Annotated in this window: 17 protein-coding genes; 13 read left to right on the top strand and 4 right to left on the bottom strand. The window is 28.7% G+C overall.

From position 1 onward, the window contains the following. Window positions 1-151 precede the first annotated feature (151 nt). The 6 genes from FDT66_RS11750 (at window position 152) to FDT66_RS11725 (ending at window position 7,063) form a co-directional block, all read left to right on the top strand. Entirely contained in the window at window positions 152-1,213 is a 1,062-nt protein-coding gene (locus tag FDT66_RS11750) for a hypothetical protein (protein WP_138536766.1), read from the top strand. Window positions 1,214-1,821: 608 nt separating this feature from the next. Further along, the gene (locus tag FDT66_RS11745; protein ID WP_138536764.1) at window positions 1,822-2,751 is read left to right on the top strand and encodes an ABC transporter ATP-binding protein; all 930 of its coding nucleotides are present in this window, start codon (window positions 1,822-1,824) and stop codon (window positions 2,749-2,751) included. Between the two features lie 2 nt (window positions 2,752-2,753). Continuing rightward, entirely contained in the window at window positions 2,754-4,073 is a 1,320-nt protein-coding gene (locus FDT66_RS11740; protein WP_138536762.1) for an ABC transporter permease, read from the top strand. A gap of 4 nt (window positions 4,074-4,077) precedes the next feature. Continuing rightward, window positions 4,078-5,022 (top strand): mechanosensitive ion channel family protein, encoded by a 945-nt coding sequence (locus FDT66_RS11735; RefSeq protein ID WP_138536760.1) that lies wholly within the window; start codon window positions 4,078-4,080, stop codon window positions 5,020-5,022. Between the two features lie 8 nt (window positions 5,023-5,030). Further along, a complete protein-coding gene (locus FDT66_RS11730) occupies window positions 5,031-5,900 on the top strand; it encodes a DUF6268 family outer membrane beta-barrel protein (protein ID WP_138536758.1) in 870 nt (289 codons plus the stop codon). Then, window positions 5,900-7,063 carry a sigma-54-dependent transcriptional regulator gene (locus FDT66_RS11725; RefSeq protein WP_138536756.1) on the top strand — a complete coding sequence of 388 codons (1,164 nt, stop codon included), beginning with the start codon at window positions 5,900-5,902 and terminating at the stop codon, window positions 7,061-7,063. The genes FDT66_RS11730 and FDT66_RS11725 overlap by 1 nt, the downstream gene beginning before the upstream one ends. A gap of 69 nt (window positions 7,064-7,132) precedes the next feature. Here the strand turns inward: FDT66_RS11725 and katG are convergent, their stop codons facing one another. Further along, window positions 7,133-9,328, bottom strand: coding sequence for a catalase/peroxidase HPI (gene katG, locus FDT66_RS11720; protein ID WP_138536754.1), 2,196 nt, complete (start codon window positions 9,326-9,328; stop codon window positions 7,133-7,135). 263 nt (window positions 9,329-9,591) lie between these two features. Here katG and FDT66_RS11715 point away from each other — a divergent pair, with 263 nt between their 5' ends. From FDT66_RS11715 to FDT66_RS11705, 3 genes are all read left to right on the top strand, one after another. After that, window positions 9,592-10,233 (top strand): peroxiredoxin, encoded by a 642-nt coding sequence (locus FDT66_RS11715; RefSeq protein WP_138536752.1) that lies wholly within the window; start codon window positions 9,592-9,594, stop codon window positions 10,231-10,233. Window positions 10,234-10,314: 81 nt separating this feature from the next. Next, complete coding sequence (locus FDT66_RS11710) at window positions 10,315-10,623, top strand: thioredoxin family protein (RefSeq protein WP_138536750.1); 309 nt, start codon at window positions 10,315-10,317, stop codon at window positions 10,621-10,623. Between the two features lie 2 nt (window positions 10,624-10,625). Further along, window positions 10,626-10,883, top strand: coding sequence for a DUF6952 family protein (locus FDT66_RS11705; protein WP_138536748.1), 258 nt, complete (start codon window positions 10,626-10,628; stop codon window positions 10,881-10,883). A gap of 54 nt (window positions 10,884-10,937) precedes the next feature. Here the strand turns inward: FDT66_RS11705 and FDT66_RS11700 are convergent, their stop codons facing one another. After that, entirely contained in the window at window positions 10,938-11,726 is a 789-nt protein-coding gene (locus FDT66_RS11700; RefSeq protein WP_138536746.1) for an SGNH/GDSL hydrolase family protein, read from the bottom strand. Window positions 11,727-11,729: 3 nt separating this feature from the next. Next, window positions 11,730-11,885 carry a hypothetical protein gene (locus tag FDT66_RS14065; protein ID WP_171032376.1) on the bottom strand — a complete coding sequence of 52 codons (156 nt, stop codon included), beginning with the start codon at window positions 11,883-11,885 and terminating at the stop codon, window positions 11,730-11,732. Between the two features lie 99 nt (window positions 11,886-11,984). Between FDT66_RS14065 and FDT66_RS11695 the strand changes: the two genes are divergently transcribed. The 4 genes from FDT66_RS11695 to FDT66_RS11680 all read left to right on the top strand — a co-directional run bounded on the left by FDT66_RS11695 (window position 11,985) and on the right by FDT66_RS11680 (window position 16,717). Then, entirely contained in the window at window positions 11,985-12,908 is a 924-nt protein-coding gene (locus FDT66_RS11695; protein ID WP_138536744.1) for a DUF368 domain-containing protein, read from the top strand. Continuing rightward, complete coding sequence (locus FDT66_RS11690) at window positions 12,909-13,916, top strand: DUF368 domain-containing protein (protein WP_138536742.1); 1,008 nt, start codon at window positions 12,909-12,911, stop codon at window positions 13,914-13,916. Next, complete coding sequence (locus FDT66_RS11685) at window positions 13,897-14,655, top strand: shikimate dehydrogenase family protein (RefSeq protein WP_138536740.1); 759 nt, start codon at window positions 13,897-13,899, stop codon at window positions 14,653-14,655. Before FDT66_RS11690 ends, FDT66_RS11685 begins: the two co-directional genes overlap by 20 nt. A gap of 97 nt (window positions 14,656-14,752) precedes the next feature. Then, entirely contained in the window at window positions 14,753-16,717 is a 1,965-nt protein-coding gene (locus tag FDT66_RS11680) for a DUF349 domain-containing protein (RefSeq protein WP_138536738.1), read from the top strand. 74 nt (window positions 16,718-16,791) lie between these two features. Here FDT66_RS11680 and FDT66_RS11675 read toward each other — a convergent pair whose 3' ends face one another. Continuing rightward, window positions 16,792-17,565 (bottom strand): zinc ribbon domain-containing protein, encoded by a 774-nt coding sequence (locus tag FDT66_RS11675; RefSeq protein WP_138536736.1) that lies wholly within the window; start codon window positions 17,563-17,565, stop codon window positions 16,792-16,794. Window positions 17,566-17,567: the final 2 nt, after the last annotated feature.

The following is a 17,567-nucleotide window of genomic DNA, read 5'->3' as shown; positions in this document are numbered from 1 at the left end:
TTATATTAGTTTTAATAAATAAATTAAAAAAATGTTAAGAATTACTACTACGATTATTGTAATGCTTTTTATTAATATCCTTTATGGGCAAGTAAAATTCGAAAAAGGTTACTATTTAACTAAAAATGGTGAAAAAGTTGAAGGTTTAATTATGAATGAAGAATGGTTTTTGCCTCCAGAATTTATTTTATTTAAAAATAGTATTGATTCTAAAGAAATTAAAATTGAAAGTGAAAAATTTACTGAATTCTCAATATATAATCAACTTAAATATAAATGGTTTGAAATTAATGTTTACAACACTAAATTAACAGAAGAAGATAGTAGAAAACCAAAATATGAAGCAAAAAAGCTTCTTTTTAATAAGTTAGTTGAAGGTGAGACAAGTTTCTATGAGTATGTTGGAAGTGAAACAGTTAAAACTTTTTTAGTTGAAAAAAATAATGGTGAGTTTTTACAACTTATTAATTTTAATGTAGTCTTACCAAACGAACAAATAGTTTTATATAGTACTTTTAATAGAGAATTAGGTGCTTTTTTAAATTGTAGAAATCAATTTTCAAATAGAATTAATAAAGTGAAGTACGATAAAAAACAATTAATTGACTTAATAGTAGATTTCAATACATGTAAAAATAGTGATTATAAATTTTTTAATCTAAATCAAAAAAAGATAATTATTTCCATTATTCCAAAATTTGGTTTAACTTATAATAGGTTAAAAAAAGAAAATATAGGTAGAGGTTTTAGTGCAACTTCATCTGGTTTGGGTTATACAATAGCAAACGAATTAGAATTCAGTTTACCTTTTAACAAGCGAAAGTGGAGTTTTTTATTAGATATAAACTATTCCGAATATAATAGTTCGATAGATTCAGCACCATTTAACCCAGAGGGAATAGAGGTTTCTGAAACGAGTTTATTATTAGGGCTTGGAATAAGGCACTACTTTTTACTAGATGATAGTCAATTATTTATGACAATAAAATATCAATACCCTTTAACCTTTAATAGAGAAGTTATTTTTTCTCAGTATCCTGATGCAACTGACTTTGAATCTAAACCTGTGATGAATTTTGGCGTAGGTATAAGATTGTTTGAGAGAGTGTATACAGAGTTAGGGGTTAATTTGTCTAGTGAGCAATCAGGTAGTTTGGATATAAATTTTAAATCATTTAATACTTTATTAACAATTGGCTATAGTATATTTTAATTTTTAAAGTTTTCTTTTTAAGAATTTTTTCTAATAGAATTATACATAAATTTGTGTTACTACGGCAAATAAAAAAAAATAATTATTTGGAAGTGTATTGAGTTTTATTTTACTAATTATATATAAAACCTTTTTGTTTATTAATTAGGTAAATCTCAATATTTTTTAATAGAATAAGTTTTTTTAAAACACTGATTGCATTATAAATATTAGTAGTTACTTTTAAAATATATAAAATAATTAATTTTTATTTTTCAGAATTTGAAAAGAATTTTATTTTTAAAAATTTGAATTTGTTTTTTCTTTAATTTCTATAGTAATTATATTAATTGTCTGCGTTTAATTAAGAGAAAGTATTTTTTTAAATGATTTTCGCTACAAGGTATATTTATTTCTTTCATTTTCAAAAGAACGTTATTTAAAATTAGTTTAAAATCTTGAGTAAAAAAAGAAAAACTAAACCTCTAAAAAAGTAATTTGAAATGTAATTTTTGACTACATTAAACTCAATTTTATTAAATTTAATCATTATTATTTTAAACCGAAAAATGATCATTAAAATAGTTAGCTTTGTAGCTAATCACTTAAAGTATTCAACCAAATAATTAATGAAAAACTTACTAGAAATAAACAATGTTGTAAAAAAGTATGGCGATTTTACAGCATTAAACGATGTTTCCATTCACATACCTAAAGGAAGTGTTTATGGACTTTTAGGTCCAAATGGGGCAGGAAAAACATCATTAATTAGAATTATAAACCAAATTACCTTACCAGATGCTGGTGAAATAATTTTGGATGGTGAAAAACTAGTGCCAAAACATATTGAACAAATAGGGTATTTACCAGAAGAACGAGGTTTGTATAAATCAATGAAAGTTGGTGAGCAAGCTTTGTATTTGGCACAGCTAAAAGGTTTAAGTAAAAAAGAAGCAAAAAAAAGACTACAATATTGGTTTGAAAAGTTTGATATTACTGCTTGGTGGGGAAAAAAAATAGAAGAACTTTCTAAAGGAATGGCTCAAAAAGTACAGTTTATTGTAACTGTAATGCACAATCCTAAATTATTAATTTTTGATGAGCCTTTTTCTGGTTTTGATCCTATAAATGCACAACTAATTGCAAATGAAATTTTACAGTTAAGAGATGAAGGTGCAACTATTATTTTTTCTACACATAGAATGGAGTCTGTGGAAGAAATGTGTGATAAAATAGCTTTAATAAATAAATCGAATTTAATTTTAGAAGGAAATTTAGATGATATTAAACGTAATTTTAGAACCAATACTTTTCAGGTTGGGTTAAAAACGGAAAATCCAAAAGAGGTAGAAAAAATATTGAAAGAAAAGTTTAAGGTATTTCCTGCAGATTTTAAATTATTAAGTGATGGCTTAACGTTAAATGTGCAGTTAAATGAAAATAATACTGCAAATGATTTATTATCATTTTTAACAAGTAGAGGTGAAGTGCAGCATTTTGTAGAGCTAATACCTAGTGCAAATGATATTTTTATTCAAGCAATAAATAAAAACAACTAATTATGAGTAAATTAAAGTTGATTATACAGCGTGAATTTGTTGCGAAGGTTAGAAACAAATCATTTATAATTATGACTTTTTTGAGTCCACTAATTATGGTTGGAATGCTAACTTTGGTTGTTTTTCTAATGAAAAAAAATGATGAAAAAGCTAAAGAAATTGTATATGTAGATAATTCTGGTTTGTTTGATAAAACAGATTTTAAAGATTCGGAATCCATTAAATATTTAGATTTTACAAGTACTGGAATTTCAGAAACTAAGAAAAAGGTTGAAGAAGGAAGTTATTATGGTGTTTTATATATTCCTAAAAAAGATAGTTTAGAAGTTTTAGCGAGTTCAGTAGAGTTCTATTCTAAAGATTCACCAAACATGTCTATCATTAATTCTTTAGAAAGTAAAATTGAAAAAAAACTTAGAAATAAAAAACTAACCAATTTTGGTATTGATTTAGCTCAAATTGAAGCTTCAAAAATTAATACAGATATAAAAATGTACGATTTTTCAGGAGAAGAATCATCAAAATTAAGAAATTGGATTAAGATTATTTTTGGCGCAATTGCGGGTTATTTACTAATGATGTTTGTAATGATTTACGGAACTTCTGTAATGAGAAGTGTTATTGAAGAAAAAACAAGTAGAATTATAGAAATTATTGTTTCCTCAGTAAAACCTTTCCAATTAATGTTGGGTAAAATCATTGGAAATGCCTCAGCAGGTTTGCTTCAGTTTTTTATATGGGGAATTTTATTGTTCGTTATTTTAACAATTGTTTCTTCTGTATTTGGTGTAGATATGTCGCAAATGCAAAACACCTCTGTTTCAGCAGAACAAATGGATGCTGTTAAAAACGCAGCTGAAGGAGATAAAATGCAGTTGGTAGTTCAAGAAATTTTAGGCTTACCAATTTTAAAACTATTTATACTTTTTATCTTTTATTTCTTAGGAGGATTTATGTTGTACAGTTCACTTTTTGCAGCTGTTGGTGCAGCTGTAGATAACGAAACAGATACACAGCAATTTATGTTACCAATAATGTTACCATTAATTTTAGGTGTTTACGTTGGTTTTGCAACTGTGGTGAATGATCCTCATGGGCCAGTTTCTATTATATTTTCATATATTCCATTAACATCACCAATAGTTATGTTAATGAGAGTTCCTTTTGGAGTTTCTTGGACAGAACTAGCAATTTCTATGAGTTTATTAGTTGCTACATTTGTTTTTATGGTATGGTTAGCAGCAAAAATTTATAGAGTAGGTATTTTAATGTATGGTAAAAAAGCGACATACAAAGATTTGTATAAATGGTTAAAATATTAAAAAGATGCAAGACAAAATAGAACAAGTAAAAGATACAATTGTAGAAGAAGCAAATTCTATTTTAGATTATACGTTTGTTTTTTCAAAAGAAATTAGTATTACAGTAAAAGGGTTACTATTTGTTGCGATTGCGTTAGTTTTAACTGCAATCATACTTAAATTTGTACGAAGGTTAATTACAAGAAAGCTTCCAAAGAACGATAAGCACAAGTTTGTAACAGTTTTTACATATATAAGATGGTTCGTTTTCTTGGTGATTTTTTTGATAGCTATGCACTCTTCAGGAGTAAATGTAACCGCAGTTTTTGCAGCATCTGCAGCACTTTTAATTGGTGTTGGTTTAGCGTTGCAAACCTTGTTTCAAGACATTATTTCTGGAATATTTATTTTGGTAGATCAGTCTGTTCATGTAGGTGATATTATTGAGTTAGAAGGAAAAGTTGGTCGTGTTTTAGATATTAGGTTAAGAACAACAAGAGCAGTAACTGTAGATAATAAAGTTTTGGTTATTCCAAATCACCTGTACTTAACAAACATATTATTTAACTGGACAGAAAATGGAACAGAAACAAGAGAATCTGTTACAGTTGGAGTTTCTTATGGAAGTGATGTAGAGTTGGTAAAAAACATTTTGTTAGAAAAAGCTAAAAATCACAATAAAATTTTAAGCATACCTGAACCAACTGTTTTATTTACTGATTTTGCTGATAGTTCTTTGAATTTTAAATTGGTATTTTCTTTAAATGATGGTTTTGAAACAAGATTTGTACAAAGCGATTTACGTTTTGAAATAGACAAAGCATTTAGAGAGAACAATGTAACCATTCCTTTTCCACAAAGAGATGTACATTTTTATCAAGAAACTAAATCAGAGTTACAGTTAGTGGAAACAAAATCAGAAAATAAAAATAAAATCATAAAAGAAGAAAAAGATAAAGAAGAGAACTAATTAGGAAAATGAAAAAAATTGTTACTGTATTTTGTGTATTTTTTAGCCTTGTTTTAAACGCGCAATTAACTGATATTGCAAGAGTAGAATACTCATTTATTCCAAAAGGAAATTCCGATGATCAGTACACAAGAGTAAGAGCATTAATAAATTATCCCATAGAACTAAAGGAAGATACTTATTTTGTAATTGGTACAGATTACAATAGAATTTACTTAAATTTAAACGATAATTATCCTTTTAATAGGTCTTTTTTAGAAACCATTACAGTAATTGATTTAAATTTAGCTTACACCTATAAAATGAATGAAAAATGGAGAGTAGCATATAGTATTGCTCCAAGATTAGCATCTACTTTAAATGAAAAAATAACAAATAAAGATTTTTTTATAAACGGAGGCGTTTTTTTTATAAAAGATCGAACAAAAGCAACAGACGTAGAAAAACCATATCGCTTAATTTTAGGATTAACTTACAATACCACAACAGGTATTCCTTTTCCACTGCCATTAGTCAGTTATTACAGAGAGTTAAATAAAAAATGGTCGTACACAGTTGGTATTCCTAGGATGAATTTAAAATACAACATAAATGAAAAAAATAACTTACAATCTTTTTTAGGATTAGATGGTTACTTTGCACATTTACAAAGACCAACTTCAGTAAACGGAAACCAAGTAGATAACATTTCTCTATCTGTAATTGTAGCAGGTTTAGGGTATGAATACCAATTTGCAAAACATTTAGTTTGGTACGCATATAGTGGAGCAACACTAAGAATGAATAATGTATTAAGAAACGAAAATAGAGAGAATGTTTTTACGTTAGACAATGTGAATACATTTTATTTAAGAACAGGAATTAAATTTAAAATATAATGCCGAAAATATTAATTATAGAAGATGAAGCTGCTATTAGAAGAGTTTTGAAAAAAATTATTTCTGAAGAAAACGAAACTTACGTTGTAGAAGAAGCAGAAGATGGTTTGATAGGTATAGAACTTATAAAAGATAAAGATTACGACTTGGTTTTATGCGATATTAAAATGCCAAAAATGGACGGTGTTGAAGTTCTAGAAAAAGCTAAAAAAATAAAGCCAGAAATACCAATTGTAATGATTTCTGGTCATGGAGATTTAGATACAGCTGTAAATACAATGCGTTTAGGTGCTTTTGACTACATATCAAAACCGCCGGATTTAAACCGCCTTTTAAATACTGTAAGAAACGCTTTAGAAAATAAAACACTAGTTGTTGAAAATAAAAGACTAAAGAAAAAAGTAAGCAAAAATTACGAAATGGTTGGAAATAGTGATGCCATTTCTCATATAAAAGATATTATTGAAAAAGTTGCGTCTACAGATGCCAGAGTTTTAATTACAGGTCCTAATGGAACTGGAAAAGAATTGGTTGCACATTGGTTGCACGAAAAATCAGATCGTTCTAAAGCACCTATGATTGAGGTAAATTGTGCAGCAATTCCTTCAGAATTAATTGAAAGTGAATTGTTTGGGCACGTTAAAGGTTCTTTTACAGGAGCTAATAAAGACAGAGCAGGAAAATTTGAAGCAGCAAATGGAGGAACTATTTTTTTAGATGAAATAGGAGACATGAGTCTTTCTGCACAAGCAAAAGTTTTGCGAGCTTTACAAGAAAATAGAATTTCAAGAGTAGGATCAGATAAAGACATCAAAGTAAACGTTCGAGTAATTGCAGCAACAAATAAAAACCTACAAGATGAAATTTCACAAGGTAGATTTAGAGAAGATTTATATCACAGATTAGCTGTTATTTTAATAAAAGTTCCAGCGTTAAATGATAGACGAGAAGATATTCCATTGTTGGTAGATTTTTTTGCTAAAAAAATAGCTACAGAACAAGGTATGTCTGAAAAAACTTTTTCAGAAGATGCTATAGATTTATTAAAGCAATACAATTGGACAGGTAATATTCGTGAATTAAGAAACGTTGTAGAACGTCTAATAATTCTTGGAGAAAAAATTGTTTCAGATAATGATGTAAAATTATTTGCGAGTAAATAGTCTAACTATAGAAATTATAAAAAAAGGAGACTCATTTTGAATCTCCTTTTTTTTTATTCAATTTATTTTTTATAAATCAAAACGATCTAAGTTCATCACTTTTGTCCAAGCTTTAATAAAATCTTTAACAAATCTTTCTTCTCCATCATTTGCTCCGTAAACCTCACAAATTGCTCTCAACTCTGTATTAGAACCAAAAATTAAATCTGCACGAGTTCCAGAAAATTTCATAGCATTTGTTTTTCGATCTCTACCAATAAACTCTTTTTCTTCAGAATTTACAGCTTTCCATGTAATTGAAAAGTCTAAAACATTCACAAAAAAGTCATTTGTTAAAGATTCTTTTTTATCGGTAAAAACACCGTGATTAGAATTATTATAATTTACACCTAAAACTCTTAAACCACCAACTAAAGCAGTCATTTCAGGAACAGATAAAGTCAATAGGTTTGCTTTGTCAATTAATAACTCTTCTGCGTTTATACCCAAATTTGGTTTTTCATAATTTCTAAAACCATCAGCTAAAGGCTCTAAATATTCAAAAGCTTCAATATCTGTTTGTTCTTGAGAAGCATCTGCTCTTCCTGCGGAAAATGGAACAGATACATTATAACCAGCATTTTTAACTGCTTTTTCAACACCAACAGTACCACCTAAAACAATCAAATCTGCAATTGAAACTTCACCTTTAAAATCGTCTTTAATTTTTTCGTAAACAGATAAAACTTTTTTCAATTCACTAGGATTGTTAACTTCCCAGTTTACTTGAGGTTCTAATCGAATTCTAGCACCATTTGCTCCACCACGTTTGTCTGAATCTCTATAAGTTGATGCAGAAGCCCAAGCTGTAGAAACTAATTGAGAAATAGTTAAACCTACATTAGAAATGGTGTTTTTTAGAGCTTCAATATCGGCGTTACTTAAAATGCTTTTTGAGGCAGGAATTGGATCTTGCCAAAGTAATTCTTCAGAAGGAACTTCAGGTCCTAGATAACGCTCTTTAGGTCCCATATCTCTATGAGTTAACTTGTACCAAGCTCTGGCAAAAGCATCTTCAAAAGCCTTATGATCTTTATGAAAACGAGTTGAAATTTCTAAATACTTTGGATCTGTTTTTAAAGCGATATCCGCAGTTGTCATCATCAGAGCTTGCTTTTCATTTGGGTTTCCAGCCTTTGGAGCCATTCTCGCATTTGAAGCTGCTGTTGGTGTCCATTGATGTGCTCCAGCAGGACTTTTAGTTAATTCCCAATCATAATTTAGTAAAACATCAAAATAATCTGCATCCCATTTTGTAGGATTTGGTGTCCAAGCGCCTTCAATTCCACTTGTAATTGTATCATCTAAAACACCCGATTTAAAGGAATTTTTCCAACCTGAGCTCATTTCTTCGATTTTTGCTCCATGAGGTGCATTGCCAACATATTTATCTGGATTTGCAGCACCATGTGCTTTACCAAAAGTATGACCTCCTGCAACTAAAGCCACAGTTTCTTCATCATTCATAGCCATTCTTTTAAATGTTTCTCTAACATTTTTGGCAGAACCTATAGGATCTGGAACTCCATTAGGTCCTTCAGGATTTACATAAATCCAGCCCATCATAACAGCAGCCAATGGTTTTTCTAGTTCACCACTTTCATATCTTGCTTCATTTTCACCCCAAGTTGTTTCATTTCCCCAGTAAATATCTTGTTCGGGTTCATATATATCTTCTCTACCACCAGCAAAACCAAAAGTTTTAAATCCCATTGATTCTAAAGCACAATTTCCAGCTAAAATCATTAAATCTGCCCAAGAAATTTTATTACCATATTTTTTCTTAATTGGCCATAATAATAAGTGTGCTTTATCTAAATTACCATTATCTGGCCAACTATTTAATGGAGCAAAACGTTGGTTTCCAGAAGCAGCACCTCCACGTCCGTCTCCAATTCTGTAAGTACCAGCACTATGCCACGCCATACGAATCATAAAACCACCATAATGTCCGTAATCTGCTGGCCACCAATCTTGTGAATCTGTCATTAGATTTAAAACATCATTTTTTAATTCTTGGAAATTTATGCTGTTAAAAGCTTCTTTATAATTAAATTTTTCTCCTAAAGGATTTGATTTTGAAGCGTTTTGACGTAAAATATTTAATCTTAATTCGTTAGGCCACCAATCTCTATTTGTTGTTCCTTTTCCTGCGGATTCTTTTTGAGCTCCGTTTAAAAAAGGGCATTTATCTAAATTGCTGCCACTATTGCTGTTATTTTCCATAATTTATAATTTTAGTAAAACTCAAATTTACAATAAATTAATAAATAGTTTTTATCTATATTTCTTATTTTGAAATCAGGAAAAACTATTTACAAAATAGGTATTTTATCAGAATAATAAAATCTTATAAAGTTGTTCGTGAACTATAAATAATAATGATTATAATATAAAAACTTCCCATTAACTTTTTTCATAAAGTCTAGTTGCATATTTATCTTTGTGGCATAATAAACTTAAATATTAATTGAAAAAAAATAAAAATTATGGCAACAGCAGTTGGTAAAAAATTTCCAGATTTAAATGTAGACGCAATGAATGAAATGGGCGATACTTTTAAATTAAATGTATTAGAAGAAGCAGTAAATAATAAGAAGAAAGTATTGTTATTTTGGTATCCGAAAGATTTTACATTTGTTTGTCCAACAGAATTGCATGCTTTTCAAGCTGCGTTAGGTGAGTTTGAAAAAAGAAATACAATTGTAGTTGGTGCGTCTTGCGATACACCTGAAGTACATTTTGCATGGTTAAGTACTTCTAAAGATAATGGAGGTATAGAAGGTGTTACTTATCCTATTTTAGCAGATTCTAATAGAAACTTATCTTCAATTTTAGGAATCTTAGATATTACAAACGAAACGTTTGACGAAGCAACACAAACAATTCAAGTAGAAGGTGATAATGTAACATATAGAGCTACTTATTTAATTGATGAAGAAGGAACTGTTTTTCATGAAGGAGTAAACCATATGCCAGTTGGAAGAAATGTAAACGAATTTTTACGTTTAATTGATGCATATGCTCATGTTCAAAAAAATGGAGAAGTTTGTCCTGCAAATTGGGAAGAAGGTAAAGAAGCAATGTCACCAAATGCAAAAGGTACAGCTGCTTATTTAGCAAAACATTAAATACAAATTTTAAAAAAAAAGGAAAAAATTCGTGTTTAAGTTTGGGGGCTTAAACACGAATCCTAAAAAAAAAAAAGAATTATGGTACAGGAATTAGTAGAAGATAATTTACAAACAATTGTTTCAGGGAATGATAAAGTTGTTGTGCAATATTCTGCAACGTGGTGTGGAAATTGTAGAATTATGAAACCAAAATTTAAAAAATTAGCTACAGAATTAGGTGATATTAAATTCGTAATTGTTGATGCTGAAAAATTTCCAGAAAGTAGAAAGTTAGCAGATGTTAGTAATTTACCAACTTTTGCAACTTTTGTAAATGGAGAAAAGAAAAACCAAACTCAAACAAATAAATTTGACGTTTTAAAAGACTTAGTAAACGAAATCGCTTAACTATGAAATTACCAGTTATCAAGCATCTGACAGGTTTTATTGAAGAAAACGACCAAGATTACATTTTAGAAACGATTGAAACATTAGAAGCTTTAACAGAAGTTCCATCTTTAAAAGATGAAGAATTAGATGTTATAGGTGAATTAATTTCTAATATGTATGGAGCGTTGGAAGTAGATAAAATGGTAAAAGATGGTACTCCTAAAAAAGAAGCATTAAATACATTTATGAAGCGTGTTTTAGGCTCTATTGATAATTAAAGTTATCAAAATAAATTAGTATAAATCTCAAGTGAAAGCTTGAGATTTTTTAGTTCATTTAGCCTTTAACCACTTTTTAAAACTTCTTTTCTTCATAATAAATTGAGCCATATCTTTACCCCATAATTCATAAGATAATTTAGAAGGATGCACACCATCACTAAAATAAATACTAGCATCGTTTTTTAATTGATGTTTTTTAGACCATTTTTCTAACGTAACAATTTCTTTATTATAAAAAACTCTTCTTTTCTTTTTTATCTTATTATGCAATTTGTCACCAAAAATTTCAACTAAATTTCCAATAACAAATTTTATGGTTTTTGTAAATGCAGGAAACTCTTTAATAGGAGGCATGTTTGTGAAATAAATAGGTGTCCTAGGAAATTTTTTCTGTAAATTTTTAATTAAACTATTTACATTCAGCATAAAAAGAGTTGGTGAGTTTAGCTTGAAGGCGTCATTACCACCTAAACCAATAACAATGACATCAGCATTAGATTCTTCAATCTTTGGTAGTATACGTTTGTTAATTTGTTTAGCTGTGTAACCACTTTTAGCATATACTTTCCATAAAACAGAAATATTTTTTTTGCTGGCAATTTCTTTAGCTAAAGCTCCAGTAAAACCATTTTCATGAATATCTACACCAACTCCAGCAATAGTGCTTTCTCCAATCGAAATTATTTTTAAAGTTTTTTTGACATTATTTTTTATAAAACCTTGTGGTTTTTTTGCTTCTGGCAATCTTGGAGTTTGCTTTATTATTTTTTTTCCTTGATAAAAAAGCAAAGGAAGTAGAGGAAAAGAGATAATACAACCAAAAAAGTATTTTAAACTCATAGATTAATTTTGTTCTTTCGCTTTTTTAATAATTTCTTTTAAGCGTTGCTTGTGTAACTGCTTTTCCAACTTTACCTTATTAATTTTTCGATTCATTAACTTGGTATGTTTTGCCTTATTCAGCGTATTTTTTGCTTTACCTTTTCCTTTTTTTGGCATCAAAATTACTTTATCGATAAAAATTACAAATAGATTGTTCTGTTCTATTTTTTCTACAAATTCTATTATCTTCGTTTTTTACAAAAATAAGAAAATATAATGGTAAGAAGTTTGAAAGATTATATTGTAATTGGTTTAAAAGGAATGGCAATGGGTGCTGCAGATGTAGTTCCTGGTGTTTCTGGAGGTACAATTGCATTTATTTCTGGTATCTACGAAGAATTATTGGGTGCAATTAGCAATGTAAATTTAAAGTTGTTTAAAACTTTAAAAAACGAAGGTATTAAAGCCGCTTGGAAACAAATAAATGGTTCGTTTTTATTAGCGCTTTTTACAGGAATATTTATCAGTATTATATCATTAGCAAAAACCATAAAATGGTTGCTAGAAAATGAACCAGTTTTGCTATGGTCATTTTTCTTTGGATTGGTTTTAGCAAGTATTATTTACATTGGAAAACAAGTAGAAAACTGGAACTTTAAAATAATTATCTTATTTATATTAGGAATTGCTTTTGGATATATCATCACAGTAATACCATCTACAAATGCAGGTAGTATTAATTATTTATTTTTAGTTTTTGCTGGAGCAATTGCTTCTTGCGCAATGATTTTACCCGGAATTTCAGGATCTTATATTTTACTTTTAATTGGTGTTTATCCAATAGTTATGACCGCAATTACTACGAAAGATGTTAAAATAATTGGTGCCATTGGTATAGGCGTAATTATTGGTTTGTTATCATTTTCGAAACTATTAAAGTGGCTTTTCGTAAATTATAAAAACGAAATGTTAATTGCACTAACAGGAATTATGTTAGGTTCTTTAAATAAGGTTTGGCCTTGGAAAGAAACCGTTTCTACTTATGTAGATAGTCATGGAGTAACAAAGCCATTAGTAGAACAAAGTATTTCACCTTTTTCTTATAACGGAGACCCAGAATTATTATTAGCAATACTTTTAGCAGTAGCTGGTTTTGCGTTAATTTTAATTATGGAAAAACTAGCTGTAAAAAAAGCATAAATGCAAAAAGAAAGAACCTTTGTGCAAAAATTTCACCTTTTTTTAAAAGGTTTGGCAATGGGTGCTGCAAATAAAGTTCCAGGAGTTTCTGGAGGAACAGTTTCTTTTGTTTTTGGTTTTTATGAAGAACTAATTTATTCCTTTAGAAAAGTAAATGTAACTGCATTTAAACTCTTAATAAACGGACGTTTTAATAGTTTTTTTAGATATGTAAATGGTGGATTTTTACTGCTAATTATGGGTGGAAGTATTTTTAGTTACTTCAGTATTTCACTTGTTTTAGATTATTTTTTACAAAACTACGAGCTTTATGTTTGGAGCTGGTTTTTTGGAATGATTATAGGCTCCATTTATTATATAGGTAAAGATTTTGGTGAATGGAACAAGACAAATATTATTTCATTAATTATTGGAGTTTTAGTAGGTGTTGGAATTAGTTTTTTAAAACCTGCTGGCGAAAACGACAATCTTTGGTTTGTTTTTATTTGTGGTATTATTGGTGTTTCAGGCATGACGTTGCCAGGTCTTTCAGGATCTTTTATTCTTATTTTATTAGGAAATTATGTGTTACTTTTAGTAGATTCTGTAAATGAATTACTGTTTGTAATTACAAGTTTAATTGCTGGTAATTTTGATGTTTTATCAGATCCAGAAAAAATACGTTATTTAAAAATAATTAGTGTTTTTACAGCTGGTTCAGCTTTTGGGTTGGTTTCAATTTCTCATGTTTTAGGATATGTTTTAAAAAGGTGGAACTCTATTGTTACAGCTGTAATAATTGGTTTTATTACAGGTTCGTTAGGTATTGTTTGGCCATGGAAAAAAGCAGTTTACGCCTCAACAAATGGTAATTTTATTTTAGATAAAAGCGGTAATAAAATTATTAAAAACTATAGTAGATTTATACCTGATTTCTCAAATTCAGAAACGTGGTTTGCGATTTTTTATATTACTCTGGGTATTGCATTAATCTTAATTATTGATTATTATGGAAGAAAGAAAAAATAGAGTTTTCGGGCTTTTAGGAAAAGATATTTCGTATTCTTTTTCTCGTGGATATTTTACAGAAAAATTTAAAAAAATGGGTTTTGAGAAATGCAAATATGTAAATTTCGACATTCCAACTATTAAAAAATTTCCTTCCGAAGTTATAGAAACTCCTCATTTAAGTGGTATTAATGTAACAATTCCTTATAAACAAGAAGTAATACCTTATTTAGATAAATTAGATAAAACTGCAAAAAAAATAGGTGCTGTAAACACGATAAAACTCACAAAAAGAGGCAATTTAAAAGGTTATAATACAGATGTGATTGGTTTCGAAAAATCAATTTCTCCATTTTTAAAAAAGCATCATAAATTTGCTTTAATTTTAGGCACTGGTGGAGCATCTAAAGCTATTGCTTATGCCTTAAAACAAAATAAGATTGACTATAAATTTGTGTCAAGAAATCCATCAGGAAAAAAACAAATATCATACGAAAACTTATCTGAAGAAGTTATTAATAAATACACAGTAATCATCAATTGTACACCTTTAGGAACTTCACCTAATGTTGATAAATACCCATCAATTCCATATCAATTTTTGTCAGAAAAACACTTATTATTCGATTTGATATACAACCCAGAGTTAACCGTTTTTTTATCTAAAGGACAAGAAAAAGGAGCTACAGTAAAAAACGGGTATGAAATGTTGGAAATTCAAGCAGAAGAATCCTGGAAAATTTGGAATCAGTCCAAATAATCGAATTCATATTTTGTTTTTGTTAATTCTGTAAGTTGTCAGTATCTTTATAGACTAATAATAATATTATTATTAACTGAACTTAAACATTGTAGATATGTTAGACAAGAATGATGAAAACGTTGAAAAAACGGTTACAAATACTGAGGAAGCTGTAAATATTGCTCCAGAAACAGTAAAAGAAAATACTGAAGAAATTTTACAAAAAGAAACTGAAAAACCGAAGTTACAAGACGAAAATACATCAGAAAAAGAAGTTGTTGTAAATGAAAATGAAGAAGATACAACTGAAGCTGTAGATGAAATTGAAAAATCAGTAGCAGAAAACTCTGAAAATGGTGATTCAAATGATGAAGATGAAACTGAAGTAGATTATTCTAAACTAACATTAGAGGAATTAGTTTCAGATTTAAAAAAGACAATTTCCAACAATCCTGTTCAAAAAATAAAAAATAAAGTTGAGGTAATAAAAAGCGCTTTCAACAAAAAATTCGGTGATTTACTCGCAAAAAAGAAAAAAGCATTTATAGATGCTGGAGGAAATTCTATCGATTTTCAATTTTCTAGTCCAATAAAAACAGAATACAATACATTACTTTCTAATTACAAAAAAGAACGTGATGCTTATTACCAAGATTTAGAAAAACAACTAAAAGCAAATCTTGAAAAAAGACTTCAAGTAATTGAAGACTTAAAAGATTTAATTGAAAATGCTGATACAGAAACAATGTATAAGCAATTTAAAGACCTACAAGATACTTGGCGCGCAATTGGACCAGTTTCTAAAACACGTTATAACGATACTTGGAAAACCTACCACCATCATGTAGAGCGTTTTTATGATTTATTACACTTAAGCAATGATTTTAGAGACTTAGATTTTAGAAACAATTTAGAAGAAAAATTAAAAATTATTGAGCAAGCGCAAGCATTAGCAAAAGAACCAGATATTAATTTCGCTTTTAAAGAATTACAAGAATTACATAAAAAGTGGAAAGAAGATATTGGACCAGTTGCTAGAGAAATGCGAGAAGAAATTTGGCATAAATTTAGTTCTGCAACTAAGAAAATTCACGACAGACGTCATCAATATTTTAGAGAAATGCGCTCTAAATATGACGAAATTATTGAGAAAAAATTAAAAGTAATTGCAGTTTTAAATGAGTACGATACTTCTAACAACCAGTCTCATAACGATTGGCAAAAAAGTATAAAAGAAGTGGAAGCATTAAGACAAGAGTATTTTAATGCAGGCAAACTTCCTTACAATAAAAGTGAAGATGTATGGCAAAAATTTAAAGCTGCCACTAAAAAATTTAATGCTGCAAAAAATCTTTTTTATAAGCAAGAGAAAAGCGAGCAACAAAAAAATCTAGAAAAAAAACTTGCTTTAATTGATATAGCTGAATCACTTAAAGAAAGTGAAGATTGGGAAACAGCTACAAACACGATGAAAAAAATTCAATCGGATTGGAAAAAAATTGGTCATGTACCACGTAAATTTTCAGACGATATTTGGAAACGTTTTAAAGCTGCTTGTAATTTTTATTTTGATAGATTTCATAAACAAAAAAACACCGTAAGTAAAGAGCAGCAAGAAGTGGTAAAAGCTAAAAAAGCATTTTTAGAAGATTTAAAAGCAAAAGAAAATCATACCAAAGAAAGCATTTTAGCATCAATTGAAAAATGGAAAGAGTTAGGAAGTTTACCAAGAAACTCTAGACATTTAGAAGGTAAATTTAACAAGCAAATTGATAAAATGTTAGAAACCTTATCTTTAGATAAGCAAGAAATTTCTATGCTTAAGTTTACCAATGTTGTAGATGGTTACTACGCTAATAAAGACTTTAAAAAATTAGACTCTGAACAACTATTTGTTAGAAAAAAAATGGATGAAATTGTACGCGAAATGCAACAGTTAGAAAACAATTTAGGTTTCTTTTCTAATGCAAATGATAAAAATCCTTTGGTAGTAAATGTAAAAAATCAAATTGAAGATTTTAAAACTGATTTAGAAATCTGGAAAGAGAAACTAGATTACTTAAAGAAATTAGAATATTAAAAATAGTTTCTTATAAAATAAAAAAACTCGAAGCGAAAGCTTCGAGTTTTTTTATGATGTGAATGGGTTTTAAATTATGAAAATAATTTATCCATTTTTGCTCTTTCTTCTTCTGCTAAAGCAGCATCAACTAAAATACGACCACTATGCTCGTCAATAGTAATTTTTTTTCTGTTCGCAATTTCTAATTGCACTTGAGGTGGAATTGTAAAATAAGAACCTCCAGAAGCACCACGTTCAATGGCAACAACAGCTAAACCGTTTTTTACTTTAGTTCTTATTCTGTTGTATGCAGAAAATAAATGTGCATCTAAAGATTTTGCAAACTCTTCTGATTTTTCTGATAAAAGTTTTTCTTCTTTTTCAGTTTCTTTCAAAATAGCGTCTAATTCAGCTTTTTTATGAGCTAAATGTTGCTCTTGTTTTGCTAATTTTTCTTTAGTAGCTTCAATTATTTCGTTTTTCTGAGCAATTTTAGCTTTGTACTCGTTAATTCTTTTTTCAGCCAATTGAATTTCTAAATCTTGATATTCAATTTCTTTTGATAAAGAATCAAATTCTCTGTTATTTCTAACATTTTTTTGTTGCTCGTCGTATTTTTTCATCAACGCTTTAGAATCTTCAATCGCCTGTTTTTTATTGTTGATTTCTGTTTCTAAATTCGAAGCATCTTCTGCTAAGTTAGATATACGCTTGTTTAATCCGGCAACTTCATCCTCTAAATCTTCAACTTCTAAAGGTAGTTCACCTCTTACGTTTCTAATTTCATCAATTCTAGAGTCAATTAATTGTAAATCATACAATGCTCTTAATTTTTCTTCAACCGAAACTTCTTTCTTCTTTGCCATGT

Origin of the sequence: Polaribacter aestuariivivens (assembly GCF_005885675.1) — a bacterium.
GTDB lineage: Bacteria > Bacteroidota > Bacteroidia > Flavobacteriales > Flavobacteriaceae > Polaribacter > Polaribacter aestuariivivens.
The sequence above is the reverse complement of the archived record's forward strand: the minus strand, read 5'-3'. Positions and strand labels throughout refer to the sequence as shown.